Source organism: Paracoccus isoporae, from assembly GCF_900101865.1.
GTDB classification, from domain to species: domain Bacteria; phylum Pseudomonadota; class Alphaproteobacteria; order Rhodobacterales; family Rhodobacteraceae; genus Paracoccus; species Paracoccus isoporae.
Genome location: NZ_FNAH01000001.1, coordinates 143,173 through 159,704, shown reverse-complemented (window position 1 = coordinate 159,704; position 16,532 = coordinate 143,173). Strand labels below are relative to the sequence as shown.

Here is a 16,532-nt window from a genome sequence, read left to right as displayed (position 1 = left end):
TCACGGCACCTCGATCTTGCCGCGCAGCGGCACATCGGCGTGGGATGCCACGTCGTGCCGTTCGATCAGGCGGTGGATCTGCGGGCCGCCCTCGTCGCGGTGCAGCGCGCGCAGCGCCGTCGCCACCTCGGCATCGGCCACGGTACGGCGGGTGTTGTGGCGGATGTAATCGTCCCAGGTGGCGATGTGATAGCTCTCCGACCAGTGATCGGGCTTTTCCAGATCGCGCAGCAGCACCCAGGACCGTGCGCCGTCGCGGCGGCGGATGTCGCGGCGCCGGATCATCAGATCCAGGAAGGTCTCGGTATCCTCAGGCGCGATGTGGTAATCGACCATCACCATGATCGGACCCGACCGGCCGCGCAGGTCGAGCCCCAGCACCGGCTCGCGGAAGCGGTTGGCGGGGGACAGGTCAGACTGGCTGAATTCCGGCATCGGCATGGCGATGCCCAGCAACGCGGGCAGGATCAGCGCGATCCCCGCGGCGGTCAGCGCATCCTGGTGACCCGACGCCTCGGCCACGCTGCCCCAGATCCAGGCCCCCGCGGCCATGCCCCCGAATGTGGCAGTCTGATAGAGCGCAAGGGCGCGGGCCACCACCCAGCGGGGTGTGGAAAGCTGGACGGTCACATTGAACAGCGACAGCGTCAGCACCCAGGCCATGCCGGCGGGAAACATGGCGAAGGCGTGGCTCCACACGCTGCCGGTCAGCCCCAGCGTCAGCAGGCAGGCGGCGAATACCAGCATCCCGCTGCGCACGATCCATTCATTGTTCAGCCGCTTGCGGAGGGCGGTGTTGGTCAGCGCCCCGATGATGGCGCCCGCGCCGAAGCAGCCCAGCAACACGCCAAACAGCAGCGAGCCGCCCTCGGGGTGGGATTTCGCCACCAGCGGCAGCAGCGCCAGCAGCGCCGCGGCGGTCAGCCCGAACCCGGCCGAGCGGGTCAGGACACGGACCAGATTGGGCGACAGCGCGACATAGCGCAGCCCGGCGCCGACGGCCGAGACAAAGGGCTCCCGCGCGACCTGGCGGGGCGGGTAATCCGGCTTCCAGCGCAGCAACGAGATCAGCAGCGGGATATAGCTCAAGGCGTTGACGGCAAATCCGACCGCCGCCCCCCAGGCCGCGACGATCAGCCCGCCCGCCGCCGGGCCGACCGAGCGCATCAGGTTGAAGCCCACGGAATTCAGCGTCACCGCCTGCGGCAGATCCTCGCGCGGGACCAGGTCGCCGACCGAGGCCTGCCAGGGCGGGTTGTGCAGCGCCTGGCCCAGGCCGATCAGGAAGGTGAACCCCAGCAGCAGCCATGGGGTGATGCCACCCTGCCAGGTCACGATGGCAAGAACCGCCGACATCACCGCCATGAAGGAGATGGCGGCGAGCATGATCTGGCGGCGGTCGAACATATCCGACAACGCCCCGGAGACGAGCGCGAACAGCATGATCGGCAAGGTGTTCGATGCCTGGACCAGGGCAATCAGCGTGGCATTGCTGGTGATCTGCGTCATCAGCCAGGCGGCGCTGACCGCCTGCACCAGACCCCCGAAATTGGAGACCAGCGTCGCCGACCATAATCTGCGATAGGCGCTATGCCGGAATGGCGCGAAGGTGGGGGACTGGCTTGGCATTGCCCGAAACTCTGCCCTCAAAAACAACCCCCCGCAAGAAGCTTGCGGGGGGCAAAACCACATGAAACACATGTCCGGGCGAAACCCCGCCCGGCAGTCAACTCGCTAAGAACTCAGGTGGCGCGGTTGATGAGGCGCAGGATCACGAGCAGGATCACCGCACCGATGGTCGCCCAGATGATCTGCATGATGATGTTGCTGGATTCGCCGGCCAGACCGATCGCCGGGAACAGGAACGAGGCGATAAGCGCGCCGACGATGCCGACGACGATGTTGACCAGAATGCCGTGGCCGTGGCCCTTGACGATCTGACCCGCCAGCCAGCCCGCAATCGCACCCACGATGATCGCAACGATGATACCCATGGAACCTTCCCTTTTGTCTTGGGACCGCCGGACATGTTCCGGCGGTTTCTGTCCCAGCAACGCGCGTCTTGGCGCAAGGTTCCGATCACAAACAGCAATATCTGAACCGGACCGTTTTCCGACGCATGTTTCGGATCAGTCCCGGCGGCCGCGCGCCGGGTGGCGCGTGCGTCTCGGGCAGCCTCGCCGACGGGGACCTCGGATTGCCGCTGTGGCAGCGCATGGGACCAGCGGATTTTGCCGCGCATCGCCGGTCGGGATAGAGTGACGAAAATGGCCTGCAGCCCGGCCCGAATCGGCCCCGGTCGAGTTGACCCTGTCCTATGGCAGGTCTAAACGGGCATTAGCCCAACCCAAACGCAGTCGGGACCGATTGCGGCACAAGGGAGCCCGAAAAGTGGACTATCTTCTGTCCGAATATCTGCCGATCCTGGTCTTCGTCGCCATGGCTTCGGCCCTTGCCCTGATCCTGCTGGCCGCGGCGGCGGTGCTTGCGGTCCGCAACCCGGACCCCGAGAAGGTGTCGGCCTATGAATGCGGCTTCGAGGCGTTCGACGATGCGCGCATGAAATTCGATGTGCGATTCTACCTCGTGGCGATCCTGTTCATCATCTTCGATCTCGAGGTGGCGTTCCTGTTTCCCTGGGCGGTCAGCTTCCACGGCCTGTCCGACGTGGCCTTCTGGGGCATGATGCTGTTTCTCGGCGTGCTGACCGTGGGCTTTGCCTATGAGTGGAAGAAGGGGGCATTGGAATGGGCGTGATGGTCGGACAGAACACCGCCGCCGCCGACCGCGACGTGCAGGTGCGCGAACTGTCGAATGAATTGCAGGACAAGGGCTTCCTGCTGACCACGACCGAGGACATCATCAACTGGGCGCGCAACGGCTCGCTGCACTGGATGACGTTCGGGCTGGCGTGCTGTGCGATCGAGATGATGCAGGTCTCGATGCCGCGCTATGACGTGGAACGCTTCGGCACGGCGCCGCGCGCCTCTCCGCGCCAGTCGGACCTGATGATCGTCGCTGGCACGCTGACCAACAAGATGGCCCCGGCGCTGCGCAAGGTCTATGACCAGATGCCAGAGCCGCGCTATGTCATCTCCATGGGATCCTGCGCCAATGGCGGCGGGTATTACCATTACAGCTATTCCGTCGTGCGCGGATGTGACCGGATCGTGCCGGTGGATATCTATGTGCCGGGCTGCCCGCCCACGGCCGAGGCGCTGCTTTACGGCATCCTGCAATTGCAGCGGCGCATCCGCCGCACCGGCACGCTGGTGAGGTGAGCCATGGCCCTTTATCCTGACACCGATGCGCTGAACGACCTGGCGGAACTGCTGCAGGTCCGCTTTGCCGATGACGTGCTCTCGGCCGATATCGCGATCGAGGAGCTGACCGTCGTCGTTGCGCCGCCGGGTCTGCTGCGGGTGATCGAGTTCCTGCAATCCGATGCCAATTGCCGCTTCTCGACGCTGATCGACATCACCGCGGTGGACCATCCCGAACGTCCGGCGCGGTTCGACGTGGTCTATCAGTTCCTGTCGATGTATCGCAATCAGCGCATCCGGGTGAAGATCGCCATCCGCGATGATGAGCTTGTCCCGTCTCTGACCGGGCTGTTCCCCGGCGCGGACTGGTATGAGCGCGAGGTGTTCGACCTGTTCGGCATCATGTTCTCGGGCCACCCGGATCTGCGCCGGATCCTGACCGATTACGGCTTCCGAGGTCACCCGCTGCGCAAGGACTTCCCGACCACCGGCTATGTCGAGGTCCGCTATGACGAGGCGCTCAAGCGCGTGGTCTACGAGCCGGTCAAGCTGACCCAGGAATACCGGCAGTTCGATTTCCTGTCGCCCTGGGAGGGCGCGAAATACGTGCTGCCAGGCGATGAGAAATCCGATGAGGCGCCGAAATGAGCGGAGGCGGCGAAGCAGCGATGCGGTTGCGCCCGGTGCCGGGCAAAAAGGGGTAGGTCATGGACGGCGATATTCGCGTGAACAGCTATGACGACGGATCGAGCGATGTCCGCACGGACGAACAGGCGATCCGGAACTTCAATATCAATTTCGGCCCCCAGCACCCGGCGGCGCATGGCGTGCTGCGCATGGTGGTGGAGCTTGACGGTGAGATCGTGGAACGCGCCGATCCGCATATCGGGCTGCTGCATCGCGGCACCGAGAAGCTCATGGAGAGCCGGACCTATCTCCAGAACCTGCCCTATTTCGACCGGTTGGATTACGCGGCACCTCAGAATCAGGAACATGCCTGGTGTCTGGCGATCGAGAAGCTGACGGGGATCGAGATTCCGCCCCGCGCAAAGATCATCCGGGTTCTGTTCGACGAGATCGGACGCATTCTGAACCATATGCTGGGGGTGACGACTGGGGCGATGGATATCGGCGCGCTGACCCCGCCGCTTTGGGGGTTCAAGGCGCGCGAAGAGCTGATGGTGTTCTGCGAACGGGCCTCGGGCGCGCGGCTGCATATGGCCTATTACCGGCCGGGTGGTGTGCATGAAGACCTGCCGCCGGATCTGATCGACGATATCGAGGAATGGTGCGAGAGCTTCCCCGATCTTCTGGACGATCTGGACGGGCTGCTGACGGAAAACCGGATCTTCAAGCAGCGTCTCGTCGATATCGGTGTCGTGACCGAGCAGGACGCGCTGAACTGGGGATATTCCGGCGTGATGGTGCGCGGCTCGGGCCTGGCCTGGGATCTGCGCAAATCGCAGCCCTATGACGGCTATGACGAATATGACTTCCAGATTCCGGTCGGCAAGAACGGCGATTGCTATGACCGCTATCTGGTCCGCATGGCCGAGTGTCGGGAATCGGTGAAGATCATCAAGCAGGCCTGCGAAAAACTGCGCGCGACGCCCGGCGATGTGCTGGCGCGCGGCAAGCTGACGCCGCCCCGCCGCAGCGAGATGAAGCAGGACATGGAAAGCCTGATCCACCACTTCAAGCTGTATACCGAGGGCTTCAAGGTTCCCGCCGGCGAAGTCTACGCGGCGGTCGAGGCACCGAAGGGCGAGTTCGGTGTCTATCTGGTCAGTGACGGGACCAACAAACCGTATCGCGCCAAGCTGCGCGCGCCGGGATTTGCGCATCTCCAATCGATGGACTGGATGGCCACGGGGCATATGCTGTCCGACATCCCGGCCTTCATCGCGACGCTCGACATCGTGTTCGGCGAGGTGGACCGGTGATCCGCCTTGCCTGCATGGCGGGGCTGGCGGCGCTTGCCGTCGCCGGATGCGGGCGCGATCCGGTGGGCCTGTCACCGGAACGCAACGAAGACTATGTACTGGGCATGTTCGCCGCCCAGAATTGCGCGGCACGGTCGCAGGCGCGGGCAGGGGCCGTTCTGGCCGAGCTGGCCCGGACGGGTGCGGCCGTGACGATCAGCTCCCACGCTCCGGCCGCCAGCGACCGGGCGATCTCATGCAGCGGGGCCATGCCGGCGCGGTGACGCGCGGCGGGTCAGTGAAAGACAAAGAACGGATAGAAGACGATGCTTCGCCGCCTCAGCCCAATCCAGCCGGACTCCTTCGAGTTCACGCCAGCAAACCTTGAATGGGCGCGGGCGCAGATGACCAAATATCCCGAAGGCCGCCAGCAGTCGGCGATCATCCCGGTGCTGTGGCGCGCCCAGGAACAGGAGGGCTGGCTCAGCCGTCCGGCGATCGAATACTGCGCCGATCTGCTCGGCATGGCTTATATCCGGGCCTTGGAGGTGGCGACCTTCTATTTCATGTTCCAGTTGCACCCGGTCGGCTCGGTCGCGCATATCCAGATCTGCGGCACCACCACCTGCATGATCTGCGGATCGGGCGAGCTGATCGCGATCTGCAAGGAAAAGATCGCCGCGCAGCCGCATACGCTTTCGGATGACGGGCGGTTCTCCTGGGAGGAGGTCGAATGTCTGGGCGCGTGCTCCAACGCCCCGATGGCGCAGATCGGCAAGGATTTCTACGAGGATCTGACATCGGAGAAGCTGGCGCAACTCATCGATGCGTTGGCGGGGGGCCAGGTGCCACTGCCCGGCCCGCAGGAGGGGCGCTATTCCAGCGAACCGAAAAAGGGCCAGAACGCGCTGACCGATCTGCTTCCGCCGGCCAATGAATACAACGCCTCGGTCGCCCTGGCCGCGCGGCTCGGCGACACGATCAAGCGCATCGACGGAACCGAAGTGCCGATCCTGACGCCCTGGGTCAGCCAGCCCGATGCGGCGAGCGACGACCAGGCCGGCGAAAACGCCCAGGTCGAGGACGAGCCGCGCCCGGCGGCGGGCCAGCCCGTCGATGAGACCGGCGTGACCGAACAGGAGGCCGAGGCGGAATCGGCCGCCGATGTCGAGAGCGATCAGGATGCGGCTGCGGCTCAGACGCAAGGACGGCGTCCGCAGGGTCTCGGTGCGCCGCGCGCGGGACAGCCAGACGATCTGAAACAGATCAGCGGTGTCGGCCCGAAACTGGAGGAGTTGCTGCACAGCCTCGGCTTCTATCATTTTGACCAGGTAGCGGCCTGGGCAGATGAGGAGGTTGCCTGGGTCGACCAGAATCTGGAAGGCTTCAAGGGCAGGGTGTCACGCGATGCGTGGGTCAGGCAGGCCCGCGAGATCGTCAATAAACGAAAAGGCACGGGCAGCTAGGATCAACCGCAACAACGGGGTGACGTATGCTGAAGAATGAATGCTCTCGAAACTGCTGGCTGGCCGCTGCGGTGGTCGGTCTGCTGGTGTGGATATTCAGTGGCATGTTTTTCGGCGGGTTCTTCCTGGGGTTGATAACCCTGTTTTTGCTGGGCGGAATGCTGCGCTGGCTGATCTGCGACGGGCGCGGCGGGGTGGCCGAGGATGCGGAGGTGCTGACCGGACGGCCCGAACATGTGGCGCATGAGGACGAGGGCGGCCTGCTGGAGCGTGCCGAGCGCGCGGTGGTCGATGCCAGTTCGGCCATCGCGACCGGGGCCGTGTCCGCGGTCTCCAAGGGGCGTGAGGCGCTGCGCGATGCGCGCGATGGCGAGGACAACCGCGAGGATGCCGCGCAGGCGCGGACAGGCGATGACCGGCCTGATGCGCCGCGGCGGCAAGATACGCTGGACGGGTCGCGTCACGGAGATGACGATGACGGCGATGGTCTGCTGGAGCGGGCCGAGGACCGTCTGGAGCGCGCCGGAGACGCGGTGAAGGACGCGATGGGAGCGGTTGCCGCGCGCGGCAAGAAGGCGCTCTCCTCCCTGTCAGGCGACGGCGATGCGGATCGGCCTGCGGGGCAGAGCCGTGCGCCGGAGGCAGGCAAACCGGACCGGGCGCGCGCGGCTGCGTTCTATGATCCCCAGGCGGGCGAGGCCGCAAGCTCTGACACGGCGGCTGATGCGCAGGTCTCGCCCTCGGGCCAGGCCGCGATTCCGGCGGAGCAGGCAGCGGAGTCCACAGTGAATGCGCCGAATCCGGCGAAGACCAAGGCGCCGAAAGCAGAGAAACCGGCGAAATCGGGAAAAAAGAAGAAAGCCGACAAGGCGGAGAAGCCCGCGAAGCCTGCGAAGTCCAAAAAGGCTGACAAGGCGGGCAAGGCCGACAAGCCGGCGAAATCCGCGAAATCCGGCAAGAAGAAAGCCGATGCATCGGCCGCGGCGCCTGGCTCGGCCACGCCGTCGTCGTCCGGGCCCGATGATCTCAAGGAGATCAAGGGCGTCGGGCCGCAGCTCGAAAAGCTTCTGCATGAAAATGGCGTGACCAGCTTTGCGCAGATTGCCGGGTGGGCGGAGAGCGATATCGACCGGTTTGCCGAGCTGATCGGGCGCATGGGCGGGCGGATCCGCTCGGATGACTGGGTCGCACAGGCGAAAGTCCTCGCGGCAGGCGGCGAGACGGAGTTCTCGCGCCGCGTTGACAAGGGCGAGGTGTATTGATGGCCGACCGGCCCCGTCAGGACGCGAACCAGCTTCGCCTTGCCGCCGTGGTCATGGCGGCGACGGCGCTGCTGTGGCTGGCCGCGAACTGGGCGGGGCGGCGCTATGGCTGGCCTGTGCAATACGCTTTCCTCGCGGATCTCGCCGCGATTGGTGGTTTTGTCTGGTCGCTGCTCGTGACCTGGCGTATCTGGCGGCGCGGGGCGCAGCCGGGCAAGGAAGGATGACGACGCAATGCTGAAGGATCAGGACCGCATATTCCGAAACATCTACGGGATGGGCGAGCGCACGCTGAAGGGCGCGCGGTCACGCGGATGCTGGGATGGCACGGCCGACATCATCGCACGCGGCCGCGACAAGATCGTCGAGGAGATGAAGGCCTCGGGCCTGCGCGGGCGCGGCGGTGCGGGGTTCCCGACCGGGCTGAAATGGTCCTTCATGCCCAAGGAATCCGATGGCCGCCCGGCCTATCTGGTCATCAATGGTGACGAATCGGAACCCGCGACCTGCAAGGATCGCGAGATCATGCGGCATGACCCGCATACGCTGATCGAAGGCGCGCTGATCGCCAGCTTCGCGATGGGGGCACATGCCTGCTATCTCTATATCCGTGGCGAGTTCATTCGCGAGCGCGAGGCGCTGCAGACCGCAATCGATGAATGCTACGATGCGGGTTTGCTGGGCCGGAATGCGGCAGGCTCTGGCTGGGATTTCGACTTCTATGTCAATCATGGCGCCGGTGCTTACATCTGCGGCGAGGAAACCGCGCTGCTGGAGAGCCTCGAGGGCAAGAAGGGCATGCCGCGGATGAAGCCGCCGTTTCCTGCTGGGGCGGGACTCTATGGCTGCCCGACCACGGTGAACAATGTCGAATCCATTGCCGTGGTGCCGGAAATCCTGCGCCGCGGCCCGGAATGGTTTGCGGGGTTTGGCCGCCCGAACAATGCCGGCACCAAGCTGTTCGGCCTGACCGGCCATGTGAACACGCCCTGCGTCGTCGAAGAAGCCATGTCGATCCCGATGAAGGAGCTGATCGACAAGCATGGCGGCGGCATTCGGGGCGGCTGGAAGAACCTCAAGGCGATCATTCCGGGCGGTGCGTCCTGCCCGATCCTGACCGCCGAGATGTGCGAGAGCGCGATCATGGATTATGACGGCATGAAGGAGCTGAAATCCAGCTTCGGCACCGCCTGCATGATCGTGATGGATCAGGACACGGATGTCATCAAGGCGGTCTGGCGCCTGTCGAAATTCTTCAAGCATGAAAGCTGCGGGCAGTGCACGCCCTGCCGCGAGGGCACCGGCTGGATGATGCGGGTGATGGAGCGCCTGGTTTCGGGCGAGGCCGAGGTCGAGGAGATCGACATGCTGCTGGATGTCACCAAGCAGGTCGAGGGCCACACGATCTGCGCCCTGGGCGACGCGGCCGCCTGGCCGATCCAGGGGCTGATCCGCAATTTCCGGGGCGAGATCGAGGACCGGCTGAAGGCCAGGAAAACCGGGCGCATGGGCGCGATGGCGGCAGAATAAGGATGGATACGACGGTGAAGGACATGCTCGAGAGCGAGGAAGGGACCGAAGCGGCAGACGGTCCGGCCTGGAAGAAGGCCAGCGGGATGCACTACATCAAGTTCTTGAGATCCGTGCATGAGAAGTTGCTGTTCGATCTCTATTTCGAAATCGGAACCTGCAACGGTCACAGTCTATATCCATCCCGGTCTCGGACGGTTGCGGTCGATCCCTACTTTCGCGTCAAAGACAACGCGATCGGCGTCAAACCGGAACTGCATGTCTTCCAATGCGGCTCCGACGAATTTTTCGAGCGCGATTTCCTGAAGCGGAATGACATGAAGATCTCGTTCGGCTTTCTGGACGGGATGCATCTCTTCGAATACCTGCTGCGCGATTTCATCAATGCAGAACGGAACTGCCGCGAGGGTGCCGTGCTGGCACTGCATGATTGCTGCCCGTACAACTTCACGATTCAGACGCGCGATCTCAACCACCTGCCAAGGGATGCGTGGACCGGCGATGTGTGGAAGCTGCTTCCGGTGCTGCGCAAATACCGCCCTGATCTGACGCTGACCGTGCTGGCCTGCGCGCCGACCGGGCTGGTGCTGGTCACCGGTCTCGATCCGGAGAACGATAAGCTGTCGCGTCACTATGACGAGATTCTGTCCGATTGGGTTGATGTCGAGATGCGCGACTATGGCGTCGATCGTTTCAACGAAAGCTTCGAGTTCCATCTTCCGCGCAAGGTGATTGGCGACGGCTTTTCCCTGTTCGCCGGAGCGGCGATGGAAAACGCCGTGCCACTGGCACCGGTGAAAGTTTCGACGTGAAGCGTGAGCTCGAGACCTGTGGCGGCGCGCGCGTGTCCCAGGCCGTCTGGCCGGCGAACGTGCGCGTTCCGGCCAATTGCTCGTGCTTGGAGCGCGACCCGACGGTGTCCGATGCTCGTTGCGCAGGGAGGGACGTGTGATGGCAGGGCCTCATGCTGGTCAGGCGCTCCTCACGCGGCGCTCACCCCTCCGTGTCGGGCCGCTGGCGGCCAGCCGTGATATGGCGGCTTGCATCGACATATGGAGGCACGAGCCATGAAAAACCTGATTGCAACCGCCCTGACCGCAAGCGTTTTCGCCGCCGCCGCGCCGGTTCTGGCGCAGGCGCCGCTGAGCCAGGAGAAATATATCAACGACCGGCTGATCTCGGCCCGGATCGCGGATCGGATCCGCCGGGAATGCCCGTCCATCGACGCCCGCATCGTCTATGCCTGGAGCCAGGCGCGGGCGCTGAAACGCTATGCGCGGGATAGGGGCTATTCCGAGGCCCAGATCGACGCCTTTCTCGACAGCAAGCCCGACAAGGCCCGCATCTATGGCGTGGCCGAGGATTATCTGACCCGCAACGGCGCGGCCGAGGGGGATGCGGACTCCTTCTGCCGCATCGGGCGGGCCGAAATTGCAAGCAAGTCGGTCGCCGGATCGCTTCTGGTGGCCAAGTAAGGACAGTGACATGGCAGATCTGCGCACAATCAAGATCGACGGCAAGGAAATCGAGGTCGATCCGAACCTGACCCTGATCCAGGCCTGCGAACTGGCCGGGATCGAGGTGCCGCGCTTCTGCTATCACGAGCGGCTGTCGATTGCCGGCAATTGCCGCATGTGCCTGGTCGAGGTGGTCGGCGGCCCGCCCAAGCCAGCCGCATCCTGTGCGATGCAGGTCAAGGATCTGCGCCCCGGCAAGGATGGCGCGCCTTCCGAGATCCGCACCAACTCGCCCATGGTCAAGAAGGCGCGCGAGGGGGTGATGGAGTTCCTGCTCATCAACCACCCGCTGGACTGCCCGATCTGCGACCAGGGCGGCGAATGCGACCTGCAGGATCAGGCGGTGGCTTACGGCGTCGATTTCAGCCGCTATCGCGAACCCAAGCGGGCGTCGGAGGATCTGGATCTCGGCCCGCTGGTCGAAACCCACATGACGCGCTGTATCTCGTGCACACGCTGTGTCCGCTTTACGACCGAAGTTGCGGGCATCACCCAGATGGGCCAGACCGGCCGCGGCGAGGACAGCGAGATCACGTCTTATCTGAACGAGACGCTGAACTCGAACATGCAGGGCAATATCATTGATCTCTGCCCGGTCGGCGCACTCGTGTCGAAGCCCTATGCCTTCACGGCGCGCCCGTGGGAGCTGTCCAAGACCGAATCCATCGACGTGATGGACGCGATGGGCAGCAATATCCGCATCGACACCAAGGGGCGCGAGGTGATGCGCATCCTGCCGCGGAACAATGATGCGGTGAACGAGGAATGGATCAACGACAAGACCCGCTTCATCTGGGACGGGCTGCGCCGTCAACGGCTGGACCGTCCCTATATCCGCGAGAACGGCAAGTTGCGTCCGGCAAGCTGGCCGGAGGCGCTGTCGGCCGCCGCCAATGCGATGAAGGGCAAGGTCGTCGCCGGGCTGGTCGGTGATCTGGTCCCGGCTGAAGCGGCCTTCAGCCTCAAGACATTGATCGAGGGCTTGGGCGGCAAGGTCGAATGCCGGGTCGATGGCGCGCGCCTGCCGATCGGCAACCGGTCTGCCTATGTCGGCACCGCGACCATTGCGGATATCGACGATGCCTCGATGATCCAGTTGATCGGCACCAATCCGCGGACCGAGGCGCCGGTGCTGAACGCGCGCATCCGCCGGGCCTGGTCGCGCGGGGCGCAGATCGGGCTGATCGGAGAGGCGGTCGATCTGACCTATGATTATGCGCATCTTGGCGCGGATCGCGCGGCGCTGGAAAAGCTCTCCTCGCGAGAGATCAGCGACGAGACCCGCGACAAGCCGACCCTGGTGATTGTCGGTCAGGGCGCGATCCGCGAGGCGGATGGCGCGGCTGTTCTGGCCCATGCGATGAAGCTGGCCGAAAACTCCAACTCGAAGTTGCTGGTGCTGCACACGGCTGCCGGTCGCGTTGGGGCGATGGATGTTGGCGCAGTGACGGAGGGTGGTCTGGATGCCGCCATCGACGGGGCCGAGGTGATCTATAATCTTGGCGCGGACGAGGTCGATATAGATCAGGGCGCCTTCGTGATCTATCAGGGCAGCCATGGTGATCGCGGCGCGCATCGCGCCGACCTGATCCTGCCCGGTGCCTGCTATACCGAGGAGAACGGCCTGTTCGTCAACACCGAAGGCCGCCCGCAGCTTGCCATGCGCGCCAATTTCGCGCCGGGCGAGGCCAAGGAGAACTGGGCGATCCTGCGGGCACTGTCGGCCGAACTGGGCGCGACACTGCCCTGGGACAGCCTGGCGGCGCTCCGTCGCGCGATGATCGCGGAGGTGCCGCATCTGGGGAAGGTCGGCGAGGTGCCGGTGAACGAGGTGGTGGCGCTCGACAAGGCGGATCTCAGGACGGCCGATTTCCGCTATGCCATTCGGGATTTCTACCTGACCAATCCGATCGCGAGGGCGTCCGCCTTGATGGGCGAATTGTCGGCAATGGCGGCCGCGCGGGGCGAGTTGCCCGGAATGGCGGCGGAGTAGGGCGCAGTGACGGGCCGGGGCCAGATCAGCGGAGCCGCGATCGTCGCGGCGATGGCCGTTCTGGCCGGCTGTGCCGGCCCGTCCAATGGCGGGCTGGCACAGCCGCCGCGCGCGAAACCGCCCACCATCCCGGTCCGGCTGGAGGGGCCGACGGCGGATACCTCCATCCTCGCCGGGGTCTCGACCCGCAGCGGCGAGATGCTGATTCTGGAAAATGACGGCTCGGTCACGAAAACCGAGATCGATTCAGATCGCGGGCGGGCCACGCTGCGCCAGTCCGACGCGGCGATGTACAGCCTGACCGATATTCTGGTCACGGACGACACCATCCCGCTGGAGGATCTGCCGCGCCCGCCCACGGCGCAGGAGATCGCGCTGAAAACATTCGCCGAACGGCGCCGGTCGGCGCTTCCCGCCCGGATCGTCCGGGCAGAGCCGGAGATGTTCCGGGGCAATCAGGTGCGCGTCATCGGAAAGGGCGGTTCCGGCGCGGCGGAGCTTGTCTCGGTCGTTGTCCAGTTGCGTGAAGGGGTGGACGAAAGCACCGCCTTCGCCTATGCCACCTGCACGCTCGCCGCCTGGTCGAGGACAACAAAAACGCCCTATGGACGCCATATACGAACGCTCTCCAGCGAACGGAACGGCGTGCTGACGGTGGAATCGGTCTTTACGATGTCGACGGACCTGCCGCTCGGGCTGCGGGTCATGGAAAGAGACAAGACCTTGCAGGAGTGCAGGGCGAACGGTGTTCCCGCCCGTGTCGCGGTCGGGCCTGTGGAAGGGACGGAAACGAATGGCTGAGTTCTGGGCATCCTCGCTGGGTTACGCGATCATCATGCTGGGCCAGGGACTGGCCATCATCGCCTTCGTCATGGGCTCGCTGATCTTCATGGTCTATGGCGACCGCAAGATCTGGGCCGCCGTCCAGATGCGGCGCGGCCCGAACGTGGTCGGTCCCTGGGGGCTGCTCCAGACTTTCGCCGATGCGCTGAAATACGTGGTCAAGGAAATCGTGATCCCGGCGGGGGCCGACAAGTTCGTCTTCTTCCTGGCCCCGTTCCTGTCGATGACGCTGGCACTGATCGCCTTTGTCGCGGTGCCGTTCAGCCCCGGCTGGGTGATGGCCAATATCAATGTCGGCGTCCTGTTCATCTTCGCCATGTCCTCGCTGGAGGTGTACGGCACGATCATGGGCGGATGGGCGTCGAACTCGAAATACCCGTTCCTCGCCTCGCTGCGCTCCGCCTCGCAGATGATTTCCTACGAGGTCAGCATGGGGCTGATCATCATTGGGATCATCATCTCGGCGGGCTCCATGAACCTGTCGGTGATCGTCGAATCGCAGCGCGGGGCCGGGCTGCTGAGCTGGTACTGGCTGCCGCATCTGCCGATGCTGGTGCTGTTCTTTGTCAGCGCGCTTGCCGAGACCAACCGCCCGCCTTTTGATCTGGCCGAGGCCGAATCCGAACTCGTCGCCGGCCACATGGTCGAATATTCCTCGACCCCGTATCTTCTGTTCATGGCCGGGGAATATATCGCCATCTTCCTGATGTGCGCGCTGATCTCGCTCCTGTTCTTTGGCGGCTGGCTGTCGCCGGTGCCGTTCCTGCCGGATGGGGCGCTGTGGATGGTCATCAAGATGTGGTTCTGGTTCTTCATGTTCGGGATGATGAAGGCCATCGTGCCGCGCTATCGCTATGACCAGCTCATGCGGATCGGCTGGAAGGTGTTCCTGCCCCTGTCGCTCGGCTGGGTGGTGCTGGTGGCGATCTTCGCGCGCTATGAGATCCTCGGCGGGTTCTGGACCCGCTGGGACGTGATTGCACCCGTTGGTGCGGCTGTAACCGGAGGCTGAACGACATGTCGGAGCAAACCATCGCAACCGCGCTTGCAAATGCCAGCGAGACCGACAAGGCCGAATTCGCCCATTACCTGGCGGACCACGCCTTGCAGGACAGCGACGCGGCGCGAATCCGCGCCCTCGTCGCGGCATTCGACCGTTTTGTCGCAGAACGTCTAAGGGGGCGCTGAACCATGGCATTCGATCTTGCCCGTGCGACGAAATATTTCCTGCTCTGGGATTTCATCAAGGGCTTCGGCCTCGGGATGAAGTATTTCTTCGCTCCGAAGGAAACCATCAACTACCCGCATGAGAAGGGCCCGCTTTCCCCGCGTTTCCGGGGCGAACACGCGCTGCGCCGCTACCCGTCCGGCGAGGAACGCTGCATCGCCTGCAAGCTGTGCGAGGCAATCTGCCCGGCGCAGGCGATCACTATCGACGCCGAGCCGCGCGAGGACGGGTCGCGCCGGACCACCCGCTACGACATCGACATGACGAAATGCATCTATTGCGGCTTCTGCCAGGAAGCCTGCCCGGTCGATGCCATCGTCGAAGGCCCGAATTTCGAGTTCGCCACCGAAACCCGCGAGGAGCTGTTCTTCGACAAGCAGAAACTGCTTGAGAACGGCGATCGCTGGGAAGCCGAAATCGCCCGCAACCTTGCACTGGATGCGCCCTACAGATGACCGACGCCTTCAACCGCCTGTTCCAGCAGATGCTCCAGCAGGGGCATGAGATGGCGCGCGCCTTCAACCCGGCGATGGAGCAGGTCGACACCAAGGCGTTCGAGAAGCTGATCCCGACCATGCCCGCCGACGTGATGGAAATGTGGTTCGGCAAGACCTTCAACCGCGAGGGGCTGGATGCGAAGACAAGGTTGTTGCTGACCATTGGCGCGATCACGGTGCAGGGCGCCATGGCCGAGCCGCAACTGCGCATGTCGATCCGTCAGGCGCTCGAGGCCGGGGCGACGAAGCGCGAGATCGCGGAGACGATCTATCAGATGAGCATGTTCGCGGGACTGCCCGCCATGCAGAAGGCCCTGGAGATCGCCTCCAGCGTCTATGACGAGGAGAACGAGGCATGATGGTCTTTGCATTCTACCTGTTTGGGATCCTCGCCTGCCTGGCCGGCTTCATGGTGGTGATCTCGAAGAACCCGGTGCATTCGGTGCTGTGGCTGATCCTGACCTTCCTCTGCGCGGCGGGGCTGTTCGTGTTGCAGGGGGCGGAGTTCGTGGCGATGCTGCTGATCATCGTCTATGTCGGCGCGGTCGCGGTTCTGTTCCTGTTCGTGGTGATGATGCTGGACGTGGATTTCGCCGAGTTGCGGGGCGAACTGGCGCGGTTCCTGCCGCTCGGGCTGGTCATCGCGCTCGTGCTGATGACGGTGCTGGGCATGAGCTTTGCCGGCTGGGAAAGCGCGGAGACCGCGGGCGACATGCTGGTCGCGCCGATCCCGACCAGCACCTATAACACCAATTCCATCGGGCTGGTGCTGTACGATCGCTACTTCATCGCCTTCCAGCTGGCCGGACTGATCCTGCTGGTGGCGATGATCGGGGCGATCCTGCTGACGCTGCGCCACCGCCGCGACGTGAAGCGGCAGAACGTGCTGAAACAGATGTGGACCGACCCGGAAAAACAGCTTGAGCTGCGGGATGTGAAGCCCGGACAGGGGTTGTGACGGCAGGCGGCTGGACCGCCATCGCCATTGGCATCGCCGTCGCGGTGCTGGTG

Annotated in this window: 20 protein-coding genes; 18 read left to right on the top strand and 2 right to left on the bottom strand. The window is 64.2% G+C overall.

The window, feature by feature from the left end:
* The gene (locus BLT73_RS00805) at positions 1-1,629 is read right to left on the bottom strand and encodes an MFS transporter (RefSeq protein ID WP_090520005.1); all 1,629 of its coding nucleotides are present in this window, start codon (positions 1,627-1,629) and stop codon (positions 1-3) included.
* Positions 1,630-1,742: 113 nt separating this feature from the next.
* On the bottom strand, positions 1,743-1,994 hold the full coding sequence (locus BLT73_RS00800) for a GlsB/YeaQ/YmgE family stress response membrane protein (protein WP_090520003.1): 252 nt from the start codon (positions 1,992-1,994) through the stop codon (positions 1,743-1,745).
* Positions 1,995-2,391: 397 nt separating this feature from the next.
* Here BLT73_RS00800 and BLT73_RS00795 point away from each other — a divergent pair, with 397 nt between their 5' ends.
* From BLT73_RS00795 to BLT73_RS00715, 18 genes are all read left to right on the top strand, one after another.
* Positions 2,392-2,757, top strand: coding sequence for an NADH-quinone oxidoreductase subunit A (locus BLT73_RS00795; RefSeq protein ID WP_090520002.1), 366 nt, complete (start codon positions 2,392-2,394; stop codon positions 2,755-2,757).
* Positions 2,748-3,281, top strand: coding sequence for a NuoB/complex I 20 kDa subunit family protein (locus BLT73_RS00790; RefSeq protein ID WP_090520000.1), 534 nt, complete (start codon positions 2,748-2,750; stop codon positions 3,279-3,281). Before BLT73_RS00795 ends, BLT73_RS00790 begins: the two co-directional genes overlap by 10 nt.
* Before the next feature lie 3 nt (positions 3,282-3,284).
* A complete protein-coding gene (locus tag BLT73_RS00785) occupies positions 3,285-3,911 on the top strand; it encodes an NADH-quinone oxidoreductase subunit C (RefSeq protein WP_090519998.1) in 627 nt (208 codons plus the stop codon).
* A 59-nt stretch (positions 3,912-3,970) separates the two neighbouring features.
* Positions 3,971-5,206 (top strand): NADH-quinone oxidoreductase subunit D, encoded by a 1,236-nt coding sequence (locus BLT73_RS00780; protein ID WP_090519996.1) that lies wholly within the window; start codon positions 3,971-3,973, stop codon positions 5,204-5,206.
* Positions 5,203-5,469 carry a hypothetical protein gene (locus tag BLT73_RS00775; RefSeq protein WP_143025601.1) on the top strand — a complete coding sequence of 89 codons (267 nt, stop codon included), beginning with the start codon at positions 5,203-5,205 and terminating at the stop codon, positions 5,467-5,469. The genes BLT73_RS00780 and BLT73_RS00775 overlap by 4 nt, the downstream gene beginning before the upstream one ends.
* Positions 5,470-5,511: 42 nt before the next feature.
* Positions 5,512-6,651, top strand: a complete 1,140-nt coding sequence (locus BLT73_RS00770; RefSeq protein ID WP_090519994.1) for an NADH-quinone oxidoreductase subunit E — start codon at positions 5,512-5,514, stop codon at positions 6,649-6,651.
* A gap of 26 nt (positions 6,652-6,677) precedes the next feature.
* Entirely contained in the window at positions 6,678-7,913 is a 1,236-nt protein-coding gene (locus BLT73_RS00765) for a hypothetical protein (protein ID WP_090519992.1), read from the top strand.
* Positions 7,913-8,140 carry a DUF5337 family protein gene (locus BLT73_RS00760; RefSeq protein WP_090519990.1) on the top strand — a complete coding sequence of 76 codons (228 nt, stop codon included), beginning with the start codon at positions 7,913-7,915 and terminating at the stop codon, positions 8,138-8,140. The genes BLT73_RS00765 and BLT73_RS00760 overlap by 1 nt, the downstream gene beginning before the upstream one ends.
* A 7-nt stretch (positions 8,141-8,147) precedes the next feature.
* Complete coding sequence (gene nuoF, locus BLT73_RS00755) at positions 8,148-9,443, top strand: NADH-quinone oxidoreductase subunit NuoF (RefSeq protein WP_090519989.1); 1,296 nt, start codon at positions 8,148-8,150, stop codon at positions 9,441-9,443.
* 2 nt (positions 9,444-9,445) lie between these two features.
* Complete coding sequence (locus BLT73_RS00750) at positions 9,446-10,255, top strand: class I SAM-dependent methyltransferase (RefSeq protein WP_090519988.1); 810 nt, start codon at positions 9,446-9,448, stop codon at positions 10,253-10,255.
* 255 nt (positions 10,256-10,510) lie between these two features.
* Positions 10,511-10,918, top strand: coding sequence for a DUF5333 domain-containing protein (locus BLT73_RS00745; RefSeq protein ID WP_090519986.1), 408 nt, complete (start codon positions 10,511-10,513; stop codon positions 10,916-10,918).
* 10 nt (positions 10,919-10,928) lie between these two features.
* The gene (gene nuoG, locus BLT73_RS00740) at positions 10,929-12,953 is read left to right on the top strand and encodes an NADH-quinone oxidoreductase subunit NuoG (protein WP_090519985.1); all 2,025 of its coding nucleotides are present in this window, start codon (positions 10,929-10,931) and stop codon (positions 12,951-12,953) included.
* Positions 12,954-12,959: 6 nt separating this feature from the next.
* Positions 12,960-13,754, top strand: a complete 795-nt coding sequence (locus BLT73_RS00735; protein ID WP_090519984.1) for a hypothetical protein — start codon at positions 12,960-12,962, stop codon at positions 13,752-13,754.
* On the top strand, positions 13,747-14,808 hold the full coding sequence (gene nuoH / locus BLT73_RS00730) for an NADH-quinone oxidoreductase subunit NuoH (RefSeq protein WP_090519982.1): 1,062 nt from the start codon (positions 13,747-13,749) through the stop codon (positions 14,806-14,808). Before BLT73_RS00735 ends, nuoH begins: the two co-directional genes overlap by 8 nt.
* A 5-nt stretch (positions 14,809-14,813) precedes the next feature.
* Positions 14,814-14,984, top strand: a complete 171-nt coding sequence (locus tag BLT73_RS17195; protein ID WP_176804830.1) for a hypothetical protein — start codon at positions 14,814-14,816, stop codon at positions 14,982-14,984.
* A gap of 3 nt (positions 14,985-14,987) precedes the next feature.
* On the top strand, positions 14,988-15,479 hold the full coding sequence (nuoI, locus tag BLT73_RS00725; RefSeq protein ID WP_090519981.1) for an NADH-quinone oxidoreductase subunit NuoI: 492 nt from the start codon (positions 14,988-14,990) through the stop codon (positions 15,477-15,479).
* Positions 15,476-15,880: a carboxymuconolactone decarboxylase family protein gene (locus BLT73_RS00720; protein WP_090519980.1), complete on the top strand. Its 405-nt coding sequence runs from the start codon at positions 15,476-15,478 to the stop codon at positions 15,878-15,880. The genes nuoI and BLT73_RS00720 overlap by 4 nt, the downstream gene beginning before the upstream one ends.
* Positions 15,877-16,479: an NADH-quinone oxidoreductase subunit J gene (locus BLT73_RS00715; protein ID WP_090519979.1), complete on the top strand. Its 603-nt coding sequence runs from the start codon at positions 15,877-15,879 to the stop codon at positions 16,477-16,479. Before BLT73_RS00720 ends, BLT73_RS00715 begins: the two co-directional genes overlap by 4 nt.
* Positions 16,480-16,532 lie beyond the last annotated feature (53 nt).